General features: G+C 71.8%; 21 protein-coding genes and 2 tRNA genes. 8 read left to right on the top strand and 15 right to left on the bottom strand.

Translation table 11 applies throughout. From position 1 onward, the window contains the following. Positions 1-54: 54 nt before the first annotated feature. The 7 genes from ehuB (at position 55) to IE267_RS30645 (ending at position 6,039) form a co-directional block, all read left to right on the top strand. Complete coding sequence (gene ehuB / locus IE267_RS30675; RefSeq protein ID WP_161245608.1) at positions 55-933, top strand: ectoine/hydroxyectoine ABC transporter substrate-binding protein EhuB; 879 nt, start codon at positions 55-57, stop codon at positions 931-933. Beyond that, on the top strand, positions 930-1,676 hold the full coding sequence (gene ehuC, locus IE267_RS30670) for an ectoine/hydroxyectoine ABC transporter permease subunit EhuC (protein WP_167153035.1): 747 nt from the start codon (positions 930-932) through the stop codon (positions 1,674-1,676). The genes ehuB and ehuC overlap by 4 nt, the downstream gene beginning before the upstream one ends. Next, the gene (gene ehuD / locus IE267_RS30665; RefSeq protein WP_161245610.1) at positions 1,673-2,323 is read left to right on the top strand and encodes an ectoine/hydroxyectoine ABC transporter permease subunit EhuD; all 651 of its coding nucleotides are present in this window, start codon (positions 1,673-1,675) and stop codon (positions 2,321-2,323) included. Before ehuC ends, ehuD begins: the two co-directional genes overlap by 4 nt. A gap of 13 nt (positions 2,324-2,336) precedes the next feature. After that, a complete protein-coding gene (locus tag IE267_RS30660) occupies positions 2,337-3,095 on the top strand; it encodes an amino acid ABC transporter ATP-binding protein (protein WP_167156181.1) in 759 nt (252 codons plus the stop codon). A gap of 211 nt (positions 3,096-3,306) precedes the next feature. After that, positions 3,307-4,065 (top strand): IclR family transcriptional regulator, encoded by a 759-nt coding sequence (locus IE267_RS30655; protein WP_189765418.1) that lies wholly within the window; start codon positions 3,307-3,309, stop codon positions 4,063-4,065. 95 nt (positions 4,066-4,160) lie between these two features. Further along, positions 4,161-4,234: transfer RNA gene (locus tag IE267_RS30650), tRNA-Lys, on the top strand. Between the two features lie 257 nt (positions 4,235-4,491). Further along, positions 4,492-6,039: an MFS transporter gene (locus IE267_RS30645; protein ID WP_189765417.1), complete on the top strand. Its 1,548-nt coding sequence runs from the start codon at positions 4,492-4,494 to the stop codon at positions 6,037-6,039. 69 nt (positions 6,040-6,108) lie between these two features. Here the strand turns inward: IE267_RS30645 and IE267_RS30640 are convergent, their stop codons facing one another. The 5 genes from IE267_RS30640 to IE267_RS30620 form a co-directional block, all read right to left on the bottom strand. Then, complete coding sequence (locus IE267_RS30640; protein WP_189765416.1) at positions 6,109-7,014, bottom strand: SGNH/GDSL hydrolase family protein; 906 nt, start codon at positions 7,012-7,014, stop codon at positions 6,109-6,111. 167 nt (positions 7,015-7,181) lie between these two features. Next, the gene (locus tag IE267_RS30635; protein ID WP_189765415.1) at positions 7,182-8,894 is read right to left on the bottom strand and encodes an AMP-binding protein; all 1,713 of its coding nucleotides are present in this window, start codon (positions 8,892-8,894) and stop codon (positions 7,182-7,184) included. A 105-nt stretch (positions 8,895-8,999) separates the two neighbouring features. Further along, a complete protein-coding gene (locus IE267_RS30630; RefSeq protein ID WP_189765414.1) occupies positions 9,000-9,599 on the bottom strand; it encodes a lytic polysaccharide monooxygenase auxiliary activity family 9 protein in 600 nt (199 codons plus the stop codon). Between the two features lie 154 nt (positions 9,600-9,753). Then, a complete protein-coding gene (locus tag IE267_RS30625; RefSeq protein ID WP_373304611.1) occupies positions 9,754-10,917 on the bottom strand; it encodes an SPFH domain-containing protein in 1,164 nt (387 codons plus the stop codon). Positions 10,918-10,958: 41 nt separating this feature from the next. Further along, entirely contained in the window at positions 10,959-12,338 is a 1,380-nt protein-coding gene (locus IE267_RS30620) for a peptidoglycan-binding protein (RefSeq protein ID WP_189765412.1), read from the bottom strand. Between the two features lie 192 nt (positions 12,339-12,530). Between IE267_RS30620 and IE267_RS30615 the strand changes: the two genes are divergently transcribed. Further along, positions 12,531-12,604: transfer RNA gene (locus IE267_RS30615), tRNA-Lys, on the top strand. Positions 12,605-12,687: 83 nt separating this feature from the next. Here IE267_RS30615 and IE267_RS30610 read toward each other — a convergent pair. The 10 genes from IE267_RS30610 to IE267_RS30565 form a co-directional block, all read right to left on the bottom strand. After that, positions 12,688-13,731 (bottom strand): glycoside hydrolase family 6 protein, encoded by a 1,044-nt coding sequence (locus IE267_RS30610; protein ID WP_229861499.1) that lies wholly within the window; start codon positions 13,729-13,731, stop codon positions 12,688-12,690. Between the two features lie 316 nt (positions 13,732-14,047). Next, the gene (locus IE267_RS30605) at positions 14,048-14,731 is read right to left on the bottom strand and encodes a class F sortase (RefSeq protein WP_161246976.1); all 684 of its coding nucleotides are present in this window, start codon (positions 14,729-14,731) and stop codon (positions 14,048-14,050) included. A 1-nt stretch (position 14,732) separates the two neighbouring features. Continuing rightward, positions 14,733-15,314 (bottom strand): hypothetical protein, encoded by a 582-nt coding sequence (locus tag IE267_RS30600; RefSeq protein WP_189765411.1) that lies wholly within the window; start codon positions 15,312-15,314, stop codon positions 14,733-14,735. Positions 15,315-15,416: 102 nt separating this feature from the next. Continuing rightward, positions 15,417-16,196: an HAD-IIA family hydrolase gene (locus IE267_RS30595; protein ID WP_100578538.1), complete on the bottom strand. Its 780-nt coding sequence runs from the start codon at positions 16,194-16,196 to the stop codon at positions 15,417-15,419. 218 nt (positions 16,197-16,414) lie between these two features. After that, positions 16,415-17,491 carry a 2-aminoethylphosphonate ABC transporter substrate-binding protein gene (locus IE267_RS30590; RefSeq protein WP_167153026.1) on the bottom strand — a complete coding sequence of 359 codons (1,077 nt, stop codon included), beginning with the start codon at positions 17,489-17,491 and terminating at the stop codon, positions 16,415-16,417. 109 nt (positions 17,492-17,600) lie between these two features. After that, a complete protein-coding gene (locus IE267_RS30585) occupies positions 17,601-18,398 on the bottom strand; it encodes an ABC transporter permease (RefSeq protein ID WP_161257787.1) in 798 nt (265 codons plus the stop codon). Continuing rightward, entirely contained in the window at positions 18,385-19,308 is a 924-nt protein-coding gene (locus IE267_RS30580) for a 2-aminoethylphosphonate ABC transporter permease subunit (RefSeq protein ID WP_229861498.1), read from the bottom strand. The genes IE267_RS30585 and IE267_RS30580 overlap by 14 nt, the downstream gene beginning before the upstream one ends. Next, complete coding sequence (locus IE267_RS30575; RefSeq protein WP_167153024.1) at positions 19,301-20,380, bottom strand: ABC transporter ATP-binding protein; 1,080 nt, start codon at positions 20,378-20,380, stop codon at positions 19,301-19,303. The genes IE267_RS30580 and IE267_RS30575 overlap by 8 nt, the downstream gene beginning before the upstream one ends. Continuing rightward, positions 20,377-21,090, bottom strand: coding sequence for an HAD family hydrolase (locus IE267_RS30570; protein WP_189765410.1), 714 nt, complete (start codon positions 21,088-21,090; stop codon positions 20,377-20,379). Before IE267_RS30570 ends, IE267_RS30575 begins: the two co-directional genes overlap by 4 nt. A gap of 14 nt (positions 21,091-21,104) precedes the next feature. After that, positions 21,105-22,235, bottom strand: a complete 1,131-nt coding sequence (locus tag IE267_RS30565) for a TIGR03364 family FAD-dependent oxidoreductase (protein WP_189765409.1) — start codon at positions 22,233-22,235, stop codon at positions 21,105-21,107. Positions 22,236-22,425 lie beyond the last annotated feature (190 nt).

Genomic DNA, 22,425 nt, shown 5'->3' with positions numbered 1-22,425 from the left:
ACGCCCGGAAAAATGGGGGGCATGGGCCGCGTGAAGTCGGGTAGCCGCGCCGCCATGGCTCGAGCTACCTCACGCCCCAGACCCTCCATACCCAGGCGCACCCTGCTCACCGGCACCGCCGCCGTCGCCCTCACCGGCGCGGCGGCCTGCTCCCGCGTTCCCCACGGCAACGCCCTCGCCCGCCTCAAGTCCCAGGGCACGGTGCGCCTCGGCATCGCCGGCGAAGTCCCGTACGGGTATGTGAACGACCAGGGCGAGTTCACCGGCGAGGCACCGGAACTCGCCAAGGTGATCTTCAAGCGGCTCGGCATCGGCCACGTCCAGCCCGTGGCCACCGACTTCTCCTCGCTGATCCCCGGCCTCAACTCCCAGCAGTTCGACGTCGTTTCGGCCGGTATGTACATCAACAAGGACCGCTGTTCGCAGGTGTTGTTCGCGGACCCCGAGTACCAGATGCTGGACGCCTTCATCGTCCGCAAGGGCAACCCGAAGAACCTCCACACCTACGAGGACGTGGTCCGCAGCAAGGCCAGGTTCGCGACCGGCACCGGTTACGCGGAGATCGGCTACGCCACCGCCGCCGGCTACCCCGAGAAGAACATCGTCATCCTCCAGGACCAGGTGGCGGGCCTGAACGCGGTCGAGTCCGGCCGCGTGGACGTCTTCGCCGGCACCGCGCTGACCGTGCGCGAGGCCGCCAAGAAGAGCGCGAAGGCCGAGGCCACCCAGCCGTTCGCGGCGGTCGTCGACGGCAAGAAGAAGATCGACGGCGGCGGCTTCGCCTTCCGCCCCACCGACGGCGCCCTGCGCGACGCCTTCAACGCCGAGATCCACCGCATGAAGCAGAGCGGCGAACTCTTCCGCATCCTGAAACCGTTCGGCTTCACCCAGGCCGAGATGACCAAGTTGACCGCCAAGGAGCTGTGCCGATGACGGCGGGACTGTGGCAGCACTGGGTGCTTCCGGGCATCTGGATCACGATCCAACTCACCGTGTACAGCGCCGCGTTGGCCGCCCTCGTCGCCTTCGGCATCGGCCTGGCCCGCACCCACCGCTCGCGCCTGGTGCGCTTCCTCGCGGCCGCGTACACGGAGATCTTCCGCGGGACCTCGGCCCTGGTCCTGATGTTCTGGCTGTTCTTCGTGCTGCCGCCGCTGGCCGGCTGGCAGCTGGTCCCGATGTGGGCCGCGGTGCTCGCGCTCGGGCTTTCCTACGGCGCGTACGGCGCGGAGATCGTGCGCGGCGCGCTGAACTCGGTGCCGCCCGCCCAGCGCGAGGCGGGCATCGCGCTCAGCCTCACGCCCTGGCAGCGGATGCGGCTCGTGCTGCTGCCGCAGGCGGTGCCGGAGATGATCCCGCCGTTCTGCAACCTGCTGGTCGAGCTGCTCAAGGGGACGGCACTCGTCTCCCTGCTCGGCGTCGGCGACGTGTCCTTCGCGGCGTACCTGGTGCGGCTCGCGACCCAGGACAGCGCGCAGATCTACTCCGTCACCCTCGTCATCTACTTCGTCCTCGCCTTCGCGATCACCCGCGGAATGAAGGCGCTGGAGCGCCGCACCAAGGCGAACCTCGGGATCACCACGGCCGATCCGGGGGGCGGGGCCCGCACCCCCGCCAAGCCACGCAGGCCCGCCGCGGTCGGCGGCACGACAGCAGTGCGAGGTGACCTGCGATGACCTGGGACTGGTCCGCCGTCCGGGACTTCATGCCGCGCTTCGGGGACGGCGTGGTCACCACGTTGGAGATCCTCGCGCTCGGCTCGCTCATCTCCTTCACCCTCGGCCTGGTGTGGGCGCTGGCCTTCCGGGCCCCGACCCGCTTCGTGCGCTGGCCGGTCAACCTGATCACGGAGTTCATCCGCACCACCCCCCTACTGGTGCAGCTGTTCTTCCTGTTCTTCGTGCTGCCGGAGTGGGGCGTGAAGTTCTCCGCGCTGACCACCGGCATCCTCGCCATCGGCCTGCACTACTCGACGTACACCGCGCAGGTCTACCGGGCCGGCATCGACGCCGTGCCCAAGGGCCAGTGGGAAGCGGCCACCGCGCTGAGCCTGCCCGCGCACCGCACCTGGTTCGCCGTGATCCTGCCGCAGGCCGTCCGCCGCATCGCGCCGGCGCTCGGCAACTACGTCATCTCCATGCTGAAGGACACCCCGCTGCTCGCCGGGATCAGTGTCCTGGAGATGCTCCAGCAGTCCCGCCTGGCGGGGGCGAGCACCTTCCAGTACACCGAGCCGCTGACCGTCGTCGGCGTCGCCTTCATCCTCATCGCCTATCCGGCTTCGCTGTTCGTACGAGCCCTGGAGCGCCGCCTTGTCCGCTGACACCCAGATCGAGATGCCCGTGAAGAAGCAGGGCGGCACCGAGCTGATCCGCTTCGAGAACGTCACCAAACGCTTCGGCGACAACACCGTCCTCGACGACCTCTGCTTCAGCGCCCGCAAAGGCAAGCACGTCACCCTGATCGGCCCCTCGGGCTCCGGCAAGACCACCATCCTGCGGCTGCTCATGACCCTGGAGACCCCGGACTCCGGGACCATCCAGGTCAACGGGAACCGGCTGTACCCGGCCGGCGAGAAGGAGCGCAGGGAGGCCCGCAAGAAGATCGGCATGGTCTTCCAGCAGTTCAACCTGTTCCCCAACATGAGCGTCCTGCGCAACATCACCGAGGCCCCGGTGCGCGTGCTCGGCCTGGGCGCCGACGAGGCCGAGGAGCGGGCGCGCGAGCTGCTGGACCTGGTGGGACTGGGCGAGAAGCGCGACGCGAAGCCCTCCCAACTGTCCGGCGGGCAGCAGCAGCGCGTCGCGATCGCGCGGGCGCTCGCGATGCGGCCCGAGGTGCTGCTCCTGGACGAGGTGACCTCCGCGCTCGACCCGGAGCTGGTCGCGGGCGTCCTCGACCTGCTGCGCGACATCGCCCGCACCACCGACATCACGATGCTCTGCGTCACGCACGAGATGAGCTTCGCCCGGGACATCTCGGACGAGGTGATGATGTTCGACGCGGGCAAGGTCATCGAGTCCGGGCCGCCCGGGAAGATCTTCGGCGACCCGGAGCACGAGCGGACGCGGGAGTTCCTCGGAGCAATTGCCTGACCACGCGCTGTGCACGGCGCTGACCTCACGGTCCGGCCCGCCGTGCGCTCCCGATCGTGACTCTGGCATATGCCACGGTGGCGCGTCCCAGCGTAGAGCACCTGGAACGCGCCACCAATCTTGTCAACACCCCCACCGCGAAGGGGTCTTGGCGGCTATCGTGGAACGGCAGACCTGCCACCTTCACAGCTCGACGGGCTAGGGGGAAAACGTGGCGCTGAAGCCAGAGCCGACCGCGCCGTTCCATTCGGTGCAGTACGTCCTCCGCGTCCTCGAAGCGATCTCCCGGCACGGCGGGGGCGTGACCGATGTCCAGATCGCTCGCGAAACGGGTCTGCCCACCGCCCATCTGGCCTCCATGCTCCTGATGCTGCGCCGCGAGGGCTATGTCGAGCAGGTGGCCGACGGCGCCTATGTGATCGGCGACTCGATGGTTCTGCTCGGCTCGGGCGCCGCCCGCCAGCAGGCCCTGGAGACCAAGCTCCAGGACACCCTGATGTCGCTGCGCGACTCGGTGGGTGCGGCGGTCTACATCAGCCGCTACATCGACGGCGAGGTCAAGATCACCCAGTACGCGGACGGGCCGCGCGCCCCGAAGGTCAACGAGTGGGTCGACTTCAAGTCGGCGGCGCACGCGAGCACGGTCGGCAAGTGCCTGCTCACCCAGCTCGACCAGAACGGCCGCCGCGACCATCTGTCCCGGCACAAGATCGCCCGGCTCACCTCGCGCACGATCACCAGCGAGAAGGTCCTGTTCTCCAAGCTCGACAGCCAGCCGGCCACCGTCCCGGTCCTCGACCTCCAGGAGTACGCGGTCGGGACGGTCTGCGCGGCCGTCCCGCTCACCGCCGGCTCGGCCGTGGGATGCCTCGCCCTGTCGATGCCGATCGAGCACGCCCACCGCCTGCGCGCCGCGGCCGACACCCTCAACCGCCGGGCCGCCCCCGTGGTGCTCTCGCTGGCCATCTGAGGCGCCCGGCGCACCCCGGTCCGGGTGGCCGGGGGGTGGTCGGCGGGTGGTCGGTAGCACCCCGCCGGACCAGGTAGTATTTTCTCTGTCAGCACGCGCCGCTAGCTCAGTTGGTTAGAGCAGCTGACTCTTAATCAGCGGGTCCGGGGTTCGAGTCCCTGGCGGCGCACAGACGGAAAAGGCCCCTCGCGAAAGCGAGGGGCTTTTTCGTGCGCCCACACCCATGGCCCACCATCCGGGCCCGCGAACACCCGTGCCCCGCACCCATGACCGCGCCCGACCCGCGCCCGGAACAGCGCCCATGCGCCCGGCAGTCCGCTCCACCCCCACCTCCACCCCACCCCACCCACCCTCTCGGCACATCCAGACATTCGTTTTACACATCCGTACTAGACAAGCGTTTAAGACGCCCGTACATTCGCTGTCATGACGAACTCGACGAGCACCACAGCGAGCTCCACCGGCGGCCCCTGCCTCCGTGCCGGGCGCAGGGAATGGACCGCCTTCGTCGTCCTCCTGCTGCCCCTCCTCCTCGTCTCGATGGACGTCTCCGTCCTCTACTTCGCCCTGCCCTCCATCAGCCGCGAGCTCCACCCCTCGGCCACCCAGCAGCTGTGGATCGTGGACGTGTACGCCTTCGCGCTGGCCGGGCTGCTGATCACGATGGGCTCGCTCGGCGACCGGATCGGCCGGCGCAAACTGCTCCTGATCGGCGCGGCCGCGTTCGGCGTCGCCTCGGTGACCGCCGCGTACGCGACCAGCGCGGACATGCTCATCGCCTCGCGCGCCCTGCTCGGCTTCGGCGGCGCGACCCTGATGCCCTCGACGATGGGCCTGGTCCGCAACATGTTCCGCGACGACAAGCAGCGTGGGCAGGCCGTCGGCATCTGGTCCGGCGCCATGGCGGGCGGCATCGCCCTCGGCTCGGTGCTCAGCGGGGTCATGCTGGAGCACCTGTGGTGGGGCTCGGTCTTCCTGATCAACGTGCCCGCGATGGTGCTGCTGCTCGTCCTGGCGCCGGTGCTCGTGCCGGAGTTCAAGGACCCGGCGCCCGGCAGGTTCGACCTGCTGAGCGTGCCGCTGTCGATGGGCGCGGTGCTGCCGGTGGTGTACGGGCTGAAGAAGTTCGCGGCCGACGGGTTCTCCTCCGCACCCGCGGTGTGTGTCGCCGCGGGGCTGGTCGTCGGGGCGGTCTTCGTACGCCGCCAGCTCACCCGGCGCGACGCACTGATCAGCCCTGAACTCTTCCGCCCCGGGCGGGGGTTCGGCGCCGCCATCTCGCTCAACAGCATCGCCACGTTCGCCATGATGGGCTCGGCCTACTTCACCACCCAGTACATCCAGTCGGTGCTCGGCATGAGCAGCCTGCGGGCCGCGCTCTGGAGCGTCGCCCCGTCGCTGGCCGTCGGAATCGCGGCCCCGACGGCGACCGTCGTGGCACGGAAGGTGAACCGGGCCTACGTCATCGCCACGGGCTTCGCCCTGGCCGCCGTCGGCTACGTCCTGCTCGCGCTGGCCGGCACCGATTCGCTGTGGACGGTGCTCGCGGGTGCGGCGGTCATCGGCATGGGCATCGTGACGGTGATGGCCCTGGTCTCCGACATGGCGCTGACTTCGGCCCCCGTCGAGAAGGCGAGTTCGGCGGCCTCGCTCCTGGAGACGGGCCAGGAGTTCGGCGGGGCGCTCGGGATGGCGGTGCTCGGTTCGATCGGCACCGCGGTCTACCGCGCCGACATGCCCGACTCGGCCCCGGCCGCCGCCCGCGAAACCCTGGGCGCCGCCCTGGCCGGAGCCGACCACACCCTGGCCGCGCTCGCCCGGGAGGCCTTCGTGCACGGCATGCAGTACGCGGCGGTCGGCGGCTCGCTGATCCTGGTCGTCGCCGGGGTGCTGGCGGCATGGATGCTGCGGGGTCCTGCGGCCGAGGCGCGGCCGGCGGAGACGCGGGGGGCGGAGGCCGAACTCGTGGCGTGAGCGCGCACCCGCAGGACGAAGGGCCGGTCATCGCACGATGACCGGCCCTTCGCGGCTGTCGCTCGCCCCTCAACTCCCCAGTGCGTGCAGCACCGTCGCGGCCTGGTGATCGGCGCCGAGGCGGTTGGGGTGGAAGGGGATGGCGAGCCCGGGCGGGTTGGTGGACAGCGGTGCCAGGCCCTCGACCCACCTCGTCCCCTCGGGCTGGCAGACGTCGTGCCCGACGCTCCCCGCGTACGTGTCGACGAACGTGGCCCCGCCCTCGTCCGCGGCGGAGGCGAGCATCCCGTTCAGCTCCTTCAGCCGGGCGCCGAGCCAGGTGAGGTCCTCGTCGAGGACGGGCACCAGCGGGTAGCAGCCGCGGTTGGCGGCGACGCCCGCCAGATAGTCGACGACCAGCACGGTGGCCCTGGGCGAGCGCTGGTGAATGCCCTCCAGGACGCCGGCGATCCGGGACCTGGTGTCCGCGATCCGCCGGGACATCACGTCCCGCCCGTCGGCCCCGGCGAACCGGGTCCGGCACGGGGTGCCCAAGGGGGCGGGCAGCGGGTTGACGCAGCCGATGACGGCGGCGGCCAGGCCGATGTCGTTGCCTCCGATGCCGACGGTGACGAGGTCGGTGGAGGGGGTGAGCCGGTCGAACTGGGCCGGGTTCACGCCCTGCGCGAGCAGCGGTACGTGGCCGACGTCCTGGGGCGCGGTCATCTCGGCGGTGGTGGCGCCGCCGCACGTCGCGTCCCGGAAGGTCTTCACACCGAGCCGGGCGGCGACCTGCTTGGGGTAGTTCCAGGTGCTCTGGGCGCAGCCGGAGGGGGCGTAGGTGTGATCGATGCCGAGCACGGTGACGTCGGCGGACCAGGAGTCGCCGAGTGCCACGTACTCGTGGAAGCCGGTGTGGGCGGTGGCGGGGGCGGGGCCGGCGAGGAGCGTGGCGGTGGCGGCGAGGAGCGCGGCGAGGAGGAGGCGGGGGTTCACGTGCCCATCCACGCACTGTGGCGGGGGTGCGCGGGGGATGCTGGCCGACAAGTCACCCGTTCCGGGCATGTGTTGGCCGGCCCGCGGTCCGCGCGGCGGTCCGGGGATCCGCCCGCAACCCCTGTTCGGCCGCGCGCCGCGCAGGCCTGCCGACCGTGCGGAGCCGATCACGCAGCCCCCGCGCCGCCGGCCCCGTCTTCGGATGCGGACCGTGCGTGGCTGATCGCGCGGTTCCCGCGCCCCTGGAGGCCTCGGGCGCCGGGGACGTCCGCGGGGGTCAGGGGGCGGTAGCCGGGGGCGCCCGGGGGGCGCCACCACACCGGGCCGCCGGACCAGAAGCCCTCCCCCCGCAGCACCCCCCGCCGCACCTTGTTCGTCGCCGTGACCGGCAACCCCGCAAGCACCCGGACGAAACGCGGCGCCATCTTCGTGCCCAAGTCCGGTTGGGCGCAAAGGAATTCGGCGAAGCCCGACGGGTCGAAGTCCAGCCCCTCGCGGAGCGAGAGCGCCGCCATGACCTGGTCCCCCGTCACCGGGTCGGGGACGGCGTACACCGCCACCCCCGTCACCCCCTCCCACCGCGCGAGGATGTTCTCGATCATCGAGGCGGCCAGGTTCTCGCTGTCCACCCGGATGCGGTCGTCGGTCCGCGCCGCGAAGTAGAGGAAACCGTCCGCGTCGCGATAGAAGAGGTCGCCCGTCCAGTACCAACCGCCCCTGCGGCGTTCCGCGTCGGCGGACGGATTGCGCCAGTACCCCTCGAACGGATTCGGCGCCCTGTTCACCAACTCCCCTATCGCGGCACCCCCATTGAGCAGCCGCCCGACCCCGTCGAACCGCGCCCGCTCGCACTCGCGGCCCGTCTCCGGGTCCACCACCGCGAGGTCGCCGCCCGGCGCGGCCCGGCCTATCGCACCGGCCGGTGTGCCCGGAGTGCGCTGGATCGCGGCGCCGCCCTCGGAGGACCCGTACCCCTCGACGAGCCGTACCCCGAACCGTTCGGCGAACCGGTCCGCGTCCACCGCCCCCGCCTCCGTACCGAACCCGATCCGCAGCCGGTGCTCCCGGTCGTCCGGCCGGGCGGGCGTGGCGAGGAGGTACTGGACGGCCCGGCCGACGTAGGTGAAGTACGTGGCGCCGTGGGCCCGTACGTCGTCCAGGAACCGCGACGCCGAGAAGCGGTCCCGCAGGGCCACGCCCGCCCCCGCCACGAGCGCGGGGGCCCAGTTGGCGATCACCGCGTTGCCGTGGAAGAGCGGCATGCAGATGTAGTGGACGTCGTCCCGGCCGAGCCCGAAGTGGGTGACGAGGGATTCGCCCGCCGCCGCGAGCCGCCCCTGCGTGCAGATCGCGGCCTTGGGGGCGCCGGTCGAGCCGGAGGTGAAGTACAGCAGGAGCCGGCTCGCGGGACCGACCGGGCCCGCCGCCGCCTCCACCTCGCCCGGCTTCGCGCCCTCGTACGGCGCGAGGAGCCGGGCGAACTCCTCGGTCCCGGTCACCACGACGCGTACGCCCGGCAGTTGGAGGCCGTCGAGCAGGGGAAGGTGGGCGTGCGCGGTGACCAGGACCCTGCATTCGGTGTGCAGGATGTCGCGGGCCAGCTCGGGCCCGCGCCGGGTGGGGTTGATGCCCGCGACGGCGGCCCCCGCGAGGGCCGCCGCGCCGAGCCAGAGCGGGAACTCCGGGGTGTTGTCGAGCAGTACCCCGAGGTGTGGCTCCACACCCCGGGGCAGCAGCTCGGCGAGGAGCGCGGCGCGGGCGGCGGCACCCGCGGCGATCTCGTGGTGGGTGAGTTCCAGATCGCCGTACCGCAGTCCGGTCCGCCGGTCACCCCACTGGCGCTGTACGTACTCCGACACGGTCGGCACACGCTTCGTCATGGCGCCGCACGGTAGTTGACGTATCGTCAGAACTGAACGCCCGGTCGGGTACGGACGCCGTTCCCGGCAGAACCGGACGTGCGGCCGGACGCCGGAGTCCTGCCGTCAGAACTTGACGTCCGAGCAGGCGTAGAAGGCGTTGCCGGTGTCCGCGATCGTCCACACGGCGACGATGACCTGGTGCCCGGTCCGACCGGTGGGGATGGCGCCCTGGTGCGAGACCGTGCCGGGAGGCTGCTTGCCGCCGTAGGGCACGACCAGGAACGGCTGGGTGTCGAGCGCGGCCCGGGTGAGCTTCTTGGTGGGGTCCCAGCCCTGCTTGGTGAGGTAGTAGCGGAAGTCGGTCGTGGCGTGCCGGGCCGTGAACTGCCAGCGGAAGGTGTAGGTCTGACCACCCGTCAACTGTGTGGTGGGCCAGCCGGTACCGCCACGCGGGTCGTCCAGTTCGGCGAACCTGCTGTTGCCGCCGGCGCATATCGCGCCGTCGGCGGGGCCGGACGCCGGGAAGCCCTTGGGTCCTTCGACGGACTGCGGCTCCCACTGGATGTCGCCGCAGTTGGTGACCGTGCCGTTGGCACACACCTTCTGCCGGCTGATCGGCTGGTCGGTGTAGCCGTGGCTGCTCGCACTGCCCGTCGCGAGCAGGGACGCGCCGGCTACGGCGAGTCCCACCACAGCGGCGCCGAGCCGCTGCTTCTTTCGCATGCTGTCACTCCTGGAGAACGTGGGGGAGTTCCGGGGATGGAGCTGCACGCGCGCGGTATTTCATGTTCCGGTCTAGACCAAGTCCCAGATTATTGACGGGAGTTGGACGTGTCCAGGCCAACGTCGAAACAACTTCGGCCACCCCGTCGGCGCCTCAGCCGCTCTCCCCCGACCCCCGGCCCGTGTAGAAGGCCACCGTCAGGTCCTTCACCAGGGCCTTGCGCTCGTACGCGTCGAGCTCCACCAGGCCCCGCGAGGTCAGCCGGTGCACGGTGTCGTCCACGGCGTCCACCACCGAGGTCAGCACCGCGTCCCGGTGCCGGGCGTCGATCGCCGCGACCCGCTGCCGGCGCATCGCCGCCGCCACCTCGGGCGCGTACTCGATGCGCGTCGGCTGCGCCGAGTACAGCTCGATGCCGACCGGCTCCGTCTCCGACTTCAGCATGCGGGTCAGCGCGTCACCGACGGCCTCCGCGTTGCGCAGCGTGGGCGCGTCCTCGTGGAAGGCGTCCGCCGGGAGCTGCGAGAGGACCCGGGCCATCGCCGCCTCCACCTGCTGGCGCAGGTACTGCTCGTGGTCGGCGACGGCGAGCGTGGCCCGGGCGGTGTCCCGGATTCGCCACACCACCAGGACCACCACCCGCAGCGCGGTCCCATTGGCGTCGACCGCACCCATCGGCTCGCTGCGCCAGTGCCGCAGCCTCAGGTCGACCCGGCGGCGGAGCAGCAGCGGGCTGATCCACACCAGGCCGGTGCGGCGCACGCTGCCCCGGTAGTCGCCGAACAGCGAGAGCACCCAGGCGAAGCCGACGCGGCCCCGGCCGAGCCCGCCGAACGCGAGCACCGCCACACCCACCCCGAGGGTGAGCAGCGCCCACTGTTCGAGCCGGATGCCCTGGTACGGGCGGCCGGGCAGGTGCAGCAGCGCGGTCAGGGCCCGGGGCAGCGCCCCGGTCCACCAGATCACCGCCCCGCAGCCCAGGAGCGCGAGGATTCCGGCGGCGACGGCCGCCCCACCGGTCACCATCGGGCCGGGCCGTTCCACGATCCCCGGGTCGACGGGGGGCGCGGGCCTGGCCGGGGCCGCGGCGGTGGTGCGGGCGCCCGCCTGCTGGGGGGGCCGGGCGACCGGGCGCACGGCCGGCGGTTCGGGGGCGGGGACGGCCGGGACCGGCCCGGTGTCGTCGCGGAACAGCAGGTGGACCGGGATCTCGGCGGTGTTCTCGCTGCGGATCACGGCCACCCGGCGCCCGGTGTCCGCGCTCGCGGGGGCGGGAGCGCGGGGCCCGTCGGGGGCGGGTGGGGTCGGGGTGAGCATGCGCGTGTTTCCCTCCGTCGTTCCCTGCGTCTTTCGCTGCGTCATGCGAAGAGCCGCCGCCAGGTCTCGGGGCCGGGATAGCCGTCGGCTTCGGCACCGGACCAGCCCTGGGCACGCTGGAACGCCTCGACATTGCGCCGGTCGGCCTCGCCCCAGCGTGATCCGGGGCCCGAGGCGTAGTAGCGGCCGAAGCCCTTCTCGACGAGCCGCCGGCCGAGCTGGGTGACGTACCAGCTGTCCTGCCCGGGCCGGAACCAGCTCGGGCCGGGATAGGCGGGCCGCGCGACCGGGCCGGGGGCCGAGACGGGGACCGGGCGCGTGACCGGCCCGGGACCGGCCGCGGCGGGAGGAATGTCCTTGCCCCTGCCCTGGACGAGCAACGCCCAGGTCGCTTCGCCGGGAATCCCGTCCGCCTCCGCGCCGGTCCAGCCCTGGGCCTGCTGGAACGCACGGGTCGCGTTCAGGTCGGCCGTGCCCCAGCGGGGTCCGGGGCCCTCGGTGTAGAAGCGGGCCCCGCCCCGCTTCACCAGCATCTGCCCGAGCTGGGTGACATGGACGTTGTCGGCGCCGGGCCCGAACTGCGCGACCCCCGGAAAGGCCGTCGGCACGCTCTCGGCCCCGGTGTCGGTGGAAGCGCCCGTGGCGGTGCCGGGCTCCCCGCCGCTCGTGCCGGCCGCGAGGCCCTTGTACCGGTAGGGCACGTAGTTGGCCGAGTTCTTCCAGTACGCGTACGGGGTCGCCTGCTTGCGGGTGCCGGGCGGGGTCTGCTCGTAGGCCGTGTAGTAGTTGTGCGTGTAGTCGGTCCAGCCGCCGAAGATCACGACGTGCGAACCCTTGTTGGGGTTGGCCGGGTTGTGGAAGAGCAGGATGTCGCCGGGCTGCAGCTCGTCACGAGTTATCCGCACGGCGAACTTCGCCAGGCTGCCCGTCCACTCGTTGGTACCGAGGTCCCACGCCATGGACACGTAGCCGGAGCAGTCCTGCCGGTACCCGTCGGTCCAGTACGCCTCCATGTTGTACGGGACGGCCGCGGTCACCCAGGTCTTGGCCCGGTTGATGATCTCGGCGCGGGTGATGGACCGCAGCTGCCCGGGCCCGTTGCCCGCCGGCTGCCCGGGCGCGCCGTGCAGCCCGCTCTGGACGCCCTGCTCGGTGGGCGGTCCGGGGTCGGCGGCCCGGTTCGCGCCGGGGCCGCCGAGGGCCGGGGCGGGGGCGGCCGCGGCGACCGCGCCGCCGCCGAACACCACCGACGCGGCCGTCGCCGCCACCAGTGCGCGCCGGGCGCCGCCGCTCGCCGCCGGGTGGCCACCGTCGCGCACCGGGAGCAACCGCGTCCGGCGCCGGTCGGCGCAGCCCGGGCAGCCGCACGCCCCTGCGGGCTCGTAGTCCTCGAACACCGGCCCCGGTGTACTGGCATCCATGCGCTGCCCCTCCCGCTCGTTCGCTCTCGGAGACTTCGAAGATCTTTTCCGCGCTTCCGCCGGGACAGAGGTGTCCCCACTGTCCCCACATGGGGCATTTTGACGGAACGAAACGGATAAAACGAACATCTGACAGCGTGGCGCTGGTCAAAACCACCCTCCGGAGTCCGGTAAAGTTTTCCGAGTCAGCAGGCGCCGCTAGCTCAGTTGGTTAGAGCAGCTGACTCTTAATCAGCGGGTCCGGGGTTCGAGTCCCTGGCGGCGCACGCACCACCGAGGCCCCTCGCTCAGCGCGAGGGGCCTCGGTCGTTTCTCCGTAGCGGGCGGCGTCGGCTGCCGCGCCCGCGCCTCAGCCCGTGTTCTCCGCCAGACCGAGCGCGTACCGGGGCCACCACGCCCCGGCCGGCGGGCCGCCACGGCACGGGCCGTCCGATTCGCCCGGGCGCTTCACCCACACGTACGCGTCGACCGCGCCGCCCCCCGCATCCGTCGTCGGGCGTTCGCCCAGGGCGCGGCCCGGCGGGTTGCACCAGTTCTCGGCGGGGTCCCCTTCGGTGTAGGGGCCGTTGCCGTTGCGGCTGGTGTCGATCACGAAGTGCTTGCCGCCGACCTTCGCCGAGAGCCGCTGCCCGAACTCCCGGCTCGCCCGCGTGGTCTGGAAGTTGGACACGTTCACCGCGAACCCGTCGGCGCTCTGGATGCCCGCCCGCCGCAGGGGTTCGTCGAGGGCCTCCGGGGAGCGCCACCCCGCGTTGCCCGCGTCGACGTACACCTTCGTCGTGGACTGGCGCTTGAGCCGCTCGACCGCCCCCTTCAGCAGGGCGTACCGCGCCTCGTGGAACTGCTGGGGCGTGCAGCCGTCGACCAGGTGCAGGATGGCGTCCGGCTCCAGGACGACGGTGGTGGGGCGCGCGCCGATGCCCCGGGCCACCTGCTCGACCCAGTCGCGGTAGGCGTCGCTGTCGGGGGCGCCGCCCCGGGAGAACTGGCCGCAGTCGCGGTGCGGGATGTTGTAGAGGACGAGCAGCGCCGTGCGCCCGGCCCGGGCCGCCGCCTCGGTGTAGCCGCGCACGGTCGCCTCGGGGTTCGGCCCGCCGATCCACTCGCCCACCGGCTGCTCGGCGATCTTCCGGATGAGCGCGGCGTTCCGGCTGTCCCCGGCCCGGGTGTACGCGGCCAGCTGGCGCGCCGCGTTGGTGTTCGGGTCGACCCAGAACGAGCTGGTGGACGCGGCCGGTCGGGCCTGCCCGGACGGGGCCTGGCCGTCGCTCTCGGCCGGTGCGGGAGCGCCGTCCGCGGCGCCGCACCCCGCGGCCAGCAGGGCCAGGGCGACGCCCGGCAGCACGCCGGCCCGTACCGCCCGGTTCCCTCGAACCCTCCAACTCCCGTACATCACAGTCCCCTTGGCCGGATTGAGTACGCCCTCGCCGGGCGTGTCCGAAGCTTCCTCGACTCTGCGCGTTCACCTGGCGACTTGGCGTCATATCGACCTAGGCCCGGGGCACGCGGTGGTTCTAGAGTGGTCTGGCCGACCCCGGACCCGGTCGTCGCAGGACCACCCTGACCCTCCCGCATCAGTGCCGGGCTTCTCCCGCGGCCCGAGCCCCGGCGGTCGAGGGCCGGCCCGGTCGGCGGTTCCGGGGGGAGCGGACCGCCGGCGGGGCCAGGCGTCCGCCGCCCGTCCGGGGCCGGTCCCCCGCCCCGCCCGGTCAGGGCTTCGGCGGCTTCGAAGGGGCCGCTTCCCTCGCGTCGGTCAGATAGGCCGAGACCACCACGTTCGCGGTGTACGACTTCGTCGTGCGGTCGTACGTTCCGCCGCAGGTGATCAGCCGGAGTTCGGCGCGGCCGCTCCGGCGGGGTCCGTACACCTTCGCCGCGTCGAAGTGGCTGCGCGGGAAGACCTGTACGTCGTCGATGGTGAACTCGGCGACCGTGCCGTCGGCGCCGGTCACCTTCACGCGCTGGCCGGCGCGGGCCGCACTGAGGCCGTAGAACACGGCGGGCTTGCTCTCGGTGTCCACGTGCCCGACCAGGAGGGCCGGGCCCGCCTCGCCCGGCCGGGGCCCGTCGCCGTACCAGCCGACCGTGTTGGGGGTGGAGTACGGCGGCGGGTCGACCGCGCCGTCGCCGTCCAGGCCGCGCCGCACCACCGGCGCGGCGACGCCTATGGAAGGGATCTCCACCCGGCGCGGCGTCGCGCCCTTGAGCGGATCGTGGGCCGGCGGCAGCGGCACGCCGAGCGGCCGGCCCACCGCGGCTATGTCACCGGTGGTGGGCGACGACGTACCGCCGGGGCCGTCGCTGACGTCCCGGCCCCACAGCCACAGGCCGAGCAGCAGCAGGGCCCAGGCGAGACCGGTGACCAGGCGGCCACTGCCCCGTGCCGAGGACATGTCAGTCGCCGCCGCTGCGTCGGCGCCGCACGCTGCGGGACGCCACGGCCACCGCCGCGACCGCCGCGAGCGCGAGGCCGATCACCGCGTGGCGGGTGCCGGGGCCCTGCTCCTTGGCCTCGTCGGCGGCGAGCGTCGCCGCTCCGCCGCCGCCCGCGTGCACGGGCCGGTACGGCCGGGAGTGGTCCCAGTCGCGGTCGTGGTCGCGGTCCCGGTCGTGATCGCGACCGTGCACCACGGTGAGCCGGCCGCTCGCCTTGCCCGAGCTGTCCTTGCAGTTGACCCAGATGTCGTAGTCGCGGTCCTGTGCGTCCGAGCGGATACGGGCCTGGGCGTAGAGACCGCCGTCCGCGGCGGGCGTGAAGCGGGCCTCCGAGACGAAGGCGTCGGACGTGCCGACCGCCTCGCGGCCGCCGCACACGCTGACCCGCAGATCCACCTCCCCGCCGGGAGCCGTGGTGCTCGGGGTCACCCGCACCGATCCGTGCGGCTCGGACTCGGCCACCGCGGGGGACGCGGGCAGCACGGTCAGGGCGGCGGCGGCCATCGTGGCCGCACAGAATGTGATGGGACGGATGCGCATCGTGAACCTCCTGTAACCGAGATTCACGGCTGAGCCCGCATTCCGCATCCCGAGGGCGTGGCGACTGGGCCGGATGGTCCACAGTCGCCCGCCCCCGCGGGGTCAGACCAGCTTCACCAGATCGGCGATCGAGTCGACGATCTTGGACGGGCGGAAGGGGTAGGACTCCACGTCCTCCGGCCGTGTCAGGCCCGTGAGCACCAGGAACGTCTGCATGCCCGCCTCCAGGCCGGCCAGCACATCGGTGTCCATCCGGTCGCCGATCATGGCGCTGGTCTCGGAGTGCGCGCCGATCGCGTTGAGCCCGGTGCGCATCATCAGCGGGTTGGGCTTGCCCGCGAAGTAGGGCTTCTTGCCGGTCGCCTTGGTGATGAGCGCCGCGACCGCGCCGGTGGCCGGCAGCGGGCCCTCCTGGCTCGGCCCGGTCTCGTCCGGGTTGGTGCAGATGAACCGGGCTCCGGCGTTGATGAGCCGGATCGCCTTGGTGAGCGCCTCGAAGCTGTACGTCCGGGTCTCGCCGAGCACCACGTAGTCCGGCTCGTGGTCGGTCAGGACGTAGCCGATGTCGTGCAGTGCGGTGGTGAGGCCCGCCTCGCCGATGACGTAGGCGGTGCCGCCGGGCCGCTGGTCGTCGAGGAACTTCGCGGTGGCGAGCGCCGAGGTCCAGATGTTCTCGACGGGCACGTCGAGGCCCATGCGCATCAGGCGGGCGTGCAGGTCGCGCGGTGTGTAGATCGAGTTGTTGGTCAGGACCAGGAAGGGCCGGCCCGACTCCTTCAGCGTCTTGAGGAACGCGTCCGCACCGGGAATGGGGGTGCCCTCGTGGATGAGGACACCGTCCATGTCGGTGAGCCAGGATTCGATCGGCTTGCGCTCTGCCATGGGTGCGGACTCCTGCGTTCTGCGCGGTCTTCTCGCGCTGATGAGCGATCAGCTGGGGACGCCGGCGCACCGCACTGTGCGTTGCCGGCGCCCCCAGCCTAGTCAGCATCCGCCGATCCTGACCTGGCCGATTCCGGTTCGTGCCCGAGCCGGCGTCTTTGTGCCCGAGCCGGCGACTGCGTACGCGGCCGGTTCGGTCGGCGTCCGTCCGCCCGGGGTCAGCTACCGGTGGCGCTCTTCCACGCGTCCACGTAGTCCGGCAGGTTCTTGGAGATGTCCATCCAGTCCGGCTGGAAGACGTCGACGCCCTGCATCAGCTTGCCGAGCGCGACCGCGTTCGCGTCCGTGGCCTTGATGTCGGTGCGGGCCGCGAAGCCGCCGCCGATCTCGCTGACCTGCTTCTGCGCCTGCTCGCTCAGCATGAAGTCCAGGAGCTTCTTGCCGTTGGCGCTGTGCGGGGCCTTGCTCACCAGACCGGCCGCGTAGGGCAGCCCGAAGGAGGACGGCTTGGTGCCGCTCGCGGTGCCGGGGAACCAGATGCCGAGGTTGGGCATGGTCTTGGACTGGGCGTAGTTCATCTGCACATCGCCGTTGGCGGCGAGCAGCTCACCCTTGTCGACCTTGGGCGCGAGCTTGCCGGTGGAGGCGGACGGCCCGACGTTGTTGGCCTGGAGCTTGCGCAGGTACTCCATCGCGGCTTCCTTGCCGCCGAAGTCGTGCATGGCCTTGATGACCAGCGCGGTGCCGTCGCCCGCGACGCCCGGGGTCGAGTACTGGATCTTGTTCTTGTACTTGGCTTCGAGGAGGTCGTCCCAGTTCTTGGGGGCCTCCTTGAGCTCCTTCTTGTTGTAGACGAACCCGAAGTAGTTGTTGACCACCGAAGTCCACATGCCGTCGGGCGACTTGGCGCCGCCGTCGACCTTGTCCGCCCCGGCCGGCACGTACTTCTGGAGCAGCCCCTTGGCCTGGGCCTGCTGGATGAACGGCGGCAGGGTGATGAGGAGGTCGGCCTGGGTGTTGGACTTCTCGCGGACCGCGCGCTGCACCATCTCGCCGGAACCTCCCTCGACGTACTTGACCTTGATGCCGGTCTTCGTCTCGAAGTCCTTGAAGACCTGGTCGTACCAGCCGTCGCCCTTCTCGCCCTTGAGGCCGTCGGCGCTGTAGACGGTGACGGTCTTCGCGTTCGAGTCGGCCGAGGAGTCGCCGCCGCAGGCGGAGAGCGTGGCGGCGAGGACGAGGCTGCCGGTGACGGCGGCGACCGGCTTGAGCGTGGTGAGGGTGTTTCTGTGCATGACGTTCGGGACTCCTGAGCTTCTCGGGTCAGCAGGGGTTCGCGGGGTTCGGCAGGGGTTCACAGGGGTTCGGCAGGGTTCGGCAGGTGACGCACCAGGTGCGTGCGGTTCAGCGGAAGGAGGCTTTGGTACGGATGCGGGAGACGCCGAGCAGGACGAGCAGCGTCGTCGCCATGAGCACCACGGCGACGGCCGCGCCGGTGAACAGGGAGCCGCGGTCGGTGATCGCGAAGATCTGCACCGGAAGCGGGGTCCAGTCCGGCGGGTAGAGCATCATCGTGGCGCTCAACTCGCCCATGGACAGGGCGAAGCAGAGACCCGCCGCCGCCGTCAGGGACGGCAGGAGCAGCGGCAGTTTCACCCGCCAGAGCACCAGCAGCGGACGGGCGCCCAGACTGGCCGCGGCCTGCTCGTACATCGGGTCGAGCCGCAGGATGGCAGCCGAAACCGACTGGTAGGCGAACGCCATGACAAGAACGGTGTGCGCCAGGATCACGATCCAGCGCGTCCCGTTGAGCAGCACCGGCGGCTTGGAGAAGGCGACGAGCACGGCGAGCCCGACGACCACCGACGGCACGGCGACCGGCAGCACGAACAGGGCGTCCATGAACCTCCGTCCGCCCTTCTTCAGGGCGGCCGCGGCGAGCGCCGCCCAGGCGCCGACGGTCAGCGCGAGGACGCTCGCCGTGAGCGCGGTGACCAGGCTGGTGGTGAGCGCCTGGAGCGAGTCGCCCGTGGTCGCCGCACCGTAGTGGCCGGTGGTGAACCCGGACGGGAAGGCTCCCGACCAGTTCGTGGCGAACGACGCGGCCACGATGACGAGCAGCGGCAGCGCGAAGACGGGCAGGAACAGGGCGAAGAAGACGGTCCAGGTGGCCCAGCGGCCACCCCGGCTATGCACCAACACGACGGCTCACCACCCGGTAGAGGCCGTAAAGGCCCACGGAAATCGCGATGTTGACGACGGCGACGACACAGGCGGCCGGGTAGTCGGACTCCAGGATCGCCTTGCTGTAGACGAGCATGGGCAGCGTGGTCACACCCTTGGCGCCGGTGAACAGGACGATGCCGAACTCGTTGAGGCACATCACCAGGACCAGCGAACCGCCCGCCGCGAGCGCGGGCAGCGCCTCGGGCAGGATCACCCGACGTACGATCCTGGCCGGCCGCGCGCCCAGCGAGGACGCCACTTCCAGCTGGGCGGTGTCCAGTTGGGAGAAGGCGGCGAGCAGCGGGCGCATCACGAACGGCGTGAAGTACGTGATCTCCGCGAGCAGCACCCCCCAGGGCGTGGTCAGGAACTGGAACGGCCCGCTGTGCGCCCCCGTGACGTCCGTCCACACGCCGTTGGCCATGCCGACCGTGCCGTAGACGAACAGCAGGGCGAGCGTGATCAGGAACGACGGGAACGACAGGAACACGTCGATGAACTTCGCGACGGCCTTCCCGCCGGGGAACGGCACGAACGCGATGACGAGCGCGAGCACGAACCCGAGCACGAGACATCCCACGGTCGCGCCGACCGCCAGCCACACGGTGGTGCCGAGCGCCTCCCGGAAGGCGCCGGAGGCGAACACGTCCGTGTAGGGCTGGAGGGAGGTGCCGCCGGAGTCCGGCGAGAAGGACTGCTGGACGACGAGGGCGAGGGGGTAGAGGAAGACGGCGGCGAGGACGAGAACGGGCGGCAACACCCAGACGAAAGCGGGCAGTTGCCGTCGGTCCGCGTCGCGCCGGCGACCGGTGTCCCCCGGCGCCGAACGGGGCGCGGACCCCGCTGCCGGGTCGGCGGCCAGTACGGCCGAGCCGCGCCTACTCACCGCCGACCCCCGCGGCCAGCAGCACCGCGTCCTCGCGGGCGAAGTGCAGGGTGACCTCGTCGCCGAGCGCCGGGGTGGCCCGGAGTTCGCGGACGTCCGCCTTCACCCGGTGCCCGGCGACATCGACGTACAGCCGGTGGGTGGACCCCCGCCACTGCACCTCCGCCACCTTCCCGCGCAGCGCGTTCGGCCCGGGCCCGAGCCCGACCAGGTGCGGCCGCACGCACAGCGTGGCCGTCGCGCCCCAGACCGCCTCGTCCGTGGCGACCGCGAGCTCCGTGCCGCCGAACAGCACGGACCCCGAACCCACCCGTACGGGAAGGAGGTTGGCGTTGCCGACGAACGACGCCGTGAACTCCGTGCGCGGTCGCCGGTAGAGGTCCTGCGGGGTGCCGCAGTCCCGCAGGCGGGACTGGTCCATGACCGCGATGCGGTCGGCCAGGGTGAGCGCCTCCACCTGGTCGTGGGTGACGTACAGGATCGAGACGTCCGGCAACTCCCGGTGCAACCGGGCGAGTTCGCTCAGCATGCCGGAGCGCAACTGGGCGTCGAGCGCGGACAGCGGCTCGTCGAGGAGGAGGACGCCGGGGCGGATGGCGAGCGCGCGGGCGATGGCGACGCGCTGCTGCTGGCCGCCGGACAGCTCGCGCGGATACCGCTTGGCGTAGCTGTCCATCCCGGTCATCGCGAGGGCCTCGGTGACGCGTCCGGGGATCTGCCCCTTGGGGACCTTCTGGGCCTTGAGGCCGAAGGCGACGTTGTCCTCGACCCGCATGTGCGGGAACAGCGCGTACTGCTGGACGACCATGCCGATGCCCCGCTGGTGGGGCGGCAGCCGCGTCACGTCGCGGTCGCCGATGAACACCCGCCCGCGCACCGGCTGGACGAACCCGGCCACGGCGCGCAGCGCGGTGGTCTTGCCCGACCCGGAGGGGCCGAGCAGCGCCATGACCTCGCCGGGCTCGACGGTCAGGTCGAGCGAGTCGAGGACGACATTGCCGTGGTAGGCCACGGTGACGCCGTCGAAGCGGATGCCGCTGCGCGGCGCCCCCGGCGAGGCGGCGCCGCTCACTCGGCCGCCTCCAACTCTGCTAGCACGTCCGGGAGTTCGGCGATGGAGCCGAGCACGTGGGTGGCGCCCGCCGCGGCGAGCGCTTCCTTGTCGTGGGCCCCGGTGAGGACACCCGCGACGATGCCGGCGCCGGAGCGCACGCCGCTGAGCATGTCGTACGAGGTGTCGCCCGCCACCGCGATGTCGCGCACCGAGTCGACGGCGCCGGTACGCAGGAGGGCGCTGAGCACCATGTCGGGGTAGGGGCGGCCGCGGCCGCCCGCGTCGGCCGGGCACAGGGTGAGCGGAACGAGGTCCTGCCAGCCGAGCGCGGCGAGGATCGCGTCCTGGGTGACCCGGGCGAACCCGGTGGACAGGACCACCGTCCGCCCCTTGGCCGCGAGCCGCTCGATGGCCTCGCGGGCGCCCGGGACGGGGGCGATGAGCCCGCCGTCGACGAGCGACCCGTACGCCTCCTCGAAGGCGGTGTTGGCGGTCCGGGCCTTGCCCTCGTCGCCGAAGAGGTGCCGGAAGACGGAGATCTTGGACTCGCCCATGGTGGCGCGGACGTAGTCGAGCATGGTGGCGTGCTCGGCGGAGCCCGGCTCGACGCCGAGGCGGCCGGCCGCGCTCGCGAAGGCCCGCTCGACGAGTCCGCCGTCGGCGACGGTGGTGCCCGCCATGTCGAGCACGACCAGGTTGTACGTGGTCCTGGGTTCGTATGCGGTCATCGAATTCAACTTCCTTACCAGTCAAGCTCGTTGGCGGTCTGCTCGGCGATGGCGGGCGAGCAGGTCATGCCGCGTCCGCCCGGCCCGGTCACCAGCCACACCCCGTCCCGCACCTGCTGGCGATGCACGACGCGCGAGGTGTCGGTGCACTGGGCGTAGACCCCGGCCCAGCGGCGCTCGATCCTGGGCAGCGGCCGGCCGAGGAAGGACTCGACGACCCCGACGAGGTGGTCGTACGGCTCCTCCAGCACGTCGAAGGCGAAGGGGTGCTCGTACTCGTGGGTGTCGCCGATGGTCAGCCCGCCGTCCGCGCGCTGCACCATGAGGAGCTGCATCTTGTGTGCGGCGGCGGTCGCCTCCTGGCCCTGCCCGGCGTTCAGCGCGTCGAGGGCCTCGCTCGCGTACGCCGGGTAGTAGCGGAAGCTGTCGGCGTCGGCGATGGAGGTGGTGAGCGCTTCGCCGAGCGGTGCGGTCTGCATCATCTGCAGGCGCACGCGGCGCACGGGCAGCTCGGGGGCGAGCTCGCGGACGAGGCCGCCGAGCCAGGCTCCCGTGCACAGGGCGACCGTGTCACCGGTGTGCACATCGCCGTGGTCGTCGCGGACCGCGCTCCCGTGCGCGCCCTCGATGACCTCGCGCACCTCACGTCCGCCCAGGAAGGTGTACCGGCCGGACGCCAACAGGACCGCTTTCAGGGCGAGTTGCGCGGTCCGGGGCTCGACGGCAGCGTCCCGCTCGCACCACAGTGCGGCCGTGAAGCGGCCGCGCAGGGCGGGGTTGAGGGCGCGGGCCTCGTCGGCGGTGAGGAGCTTGTAGCCGCGGGCCGCGGCGTCGTCGCGGGCCAACGCGGCCTCGGCGACGGCGAGTTCGAGCTCGGTGCGCAGCGGGGTCAGCGAGCCGTTGGGGCGGAAGCCGATCCCGGGGACGCGCTTGCCGATCCCCTCCCACAGTTCGCGGGCGCGCAGCGCGGTGTCCAGCTCCTCGCCCCCGGCCCGGCCGCTGACCCATATCTGGCCGAAGTTGCGGAGCGAGGCCCCGCGCGCCTCGCTCTCGCGCTCGATGTGTACGACCTCGTGGCCGCGTTCCACTGCTTGCCAGGCGTGCATGGTTCCCACCACGCCGGCTCCAACGACGATGACTCTCACGTCGGCAACGCTCCTCGGGACGGGTGTCCCGCGCCGGTCCTGTTGGCAACGGGACGGTGAACGGGTCCTCAAGCTTGGACTAGACCCGTTATCTATTCGTTATCACCCACCTGATGGCGCGGCACCCCCGCCCGGAGCTCCGCCCCGCACCCCGTATCGCGCCTGAAGGGCGCTCGTCCTCAATCGCCGG

It is taken from the genome of Streptomyces xanthochromogenes (genome assembly GCF_014650455.1).
Lineage (GTDB): Bacteria > Actinomycetota > Actinomycetes > Streptomycetales > Streptomycetaceae > Streptomyces > Streptomyces xanthochromogenes.
This window is presented reverse-complemented; position numbering and strand designations above follow the sequence as displayed.